This window comes from Ornithinicoccus halotolerans (assembly GCF_009602535.1).
Lineage (GTDB): Bacteria > Actinomycetota > Actinomycetes > Actinomycetales > Dermatophilaceae > Ornithinicoccus > Ornithinicoccus halotolerans.
Window position 1 is genome coordinate 1 of record NZ_WIQI01000207.1, and the last position, 1,465, is coordinate 1,465.

Genomic DNA, 1,465 nt, shown 5'->3' on the forward strand with positions numbered 1-1,465 from the left:
GCCGGAGACGGCCTGGCCCGGCGCCAGGTGGTCACCACCTCCGGATGGAACTATCCCGACCTCATCGGCGTCCGCTAGGGAGCGAGGGTGTCAGAGAGAAGGTCACCATGACTGCCCGTACTGTCGCGCTCCTGACCAGGACGCGTTGCTGGCTAGTGGGGACGCTGACCGCAGCCATGCTGGCGGCGGCCGTTCCCGCCGCGTCGCCAGTCCCGGTGGCGACGGCCGGTCTGCCGGCTCCTCGGTCCGGCGCCGAGGTGGTGTACCCGGCCCCGGACGGCACTTTCACCCTCGATGGCCGGGGTTACGGCCACGGCATCGGGATGTCGCAGTACGGCGCCCACGGCCGGGGAAAGGCAGGCCACACCTATCCGCAAATCCTGTCGTTCTACTACCCCGGGGCGTCTCGCGTCTCGCAGACGTCAGGACCTATCCGGGTGGAGATCACTCGGGACAGCGACGGGGCCGTGGAAGTGGCGGCTTCGCCAGGCCTCACCGTGGTGGCCGACGGTGCGCGCGTCGAGCTGCCCACCGCCCCGTCCCGATGGCGGGTGCGGGGGGCGGCCGCAGGCTGCATGCTGCAGAAATGGGCCAACGGCTCGTGGCAGACACACGCCCTGCGTCCGGGTCAGCAGTCCTTTCCCTGCCCTGCCCAGTTCGTTACTGACGACCAGGTCGTCCGGCTGGTGCTCACGTCGGGAGAGGTCGCCGGCTACCGGGGACGGATCCTGGCGGTGCGTCCCTCCTCGGGCAGTACGAAGCTCGTCGCGGTCAACCGGGTGGCCCTGGAGAGCTACCTTCGCTCGGTCGTACCCTCGGAGTCCCCCCCATACTTTGACCCCGATGCCCTTCGGGCGCAGGCGGTCGCAGCCCGGACCTATGCCAAGCGTGACCTGAGCCCGGGGGAGCTGTGGGACACCTGCGACAGCACCCGGTGCCAGGTCTACTCAGGGACCGGGACGGAAGACCCCCGGACCGACCGGGCCGTCGCGGCGACGGCGCGCCAGGTGCTCACCTACAGCGGCAAGCTCGCGCTGACGATGTTCTCCTCCTCCAATGGCGGCCAGTCCGCCCCAGGTGGCCAGGCCTACCTCGTGTCACGCTCCGACTCCTATGACCACGTGGACAACAGTCGACACACCTGGTCCACGGTCCTCACCGCGAGGCGCCTCGCGAACGTCCACGGCCTGGCCCAGGTAGAGCGGGTCCAGGTTCTCTCCCGCGACGGCCACGGTGAGTGGGGTGGCCGGGTGCAGGACATGCTCGTGGAGGGCACTACCGCAGCTGGGGCCTACAAGTCCGTTCCGGTGAGCGGGCCATCCTTCCGGTTCTCCCACGGGCTGTACAGCCACTACTTCCGCTTCCGGTTCGGTACTCCTGACCCTGAGGTGGGGTATGACGGTGATGGGTACGGGGATGTGTTGATGCGGCGGTCGAACGGGGATCTGATGATGTTCTCCGGTGA

1 protein-coding gene is annotated in these 1,465 nt (G+C 68.9%); it reads left to right on the forward strand.

Annotated elements, in window-relative coordinates; genetic code table 11:
- Positions 1 to 155: 155 nt before the first annotated feature.
- Positions 156 to 1,465: SpoIID/LytB domain-containing protein (locus tag GFJ45_RS16055; protein WP_228387218.1), on the forward strand; the 1,310-nt coding region annotated here is incomplete at its 3' end.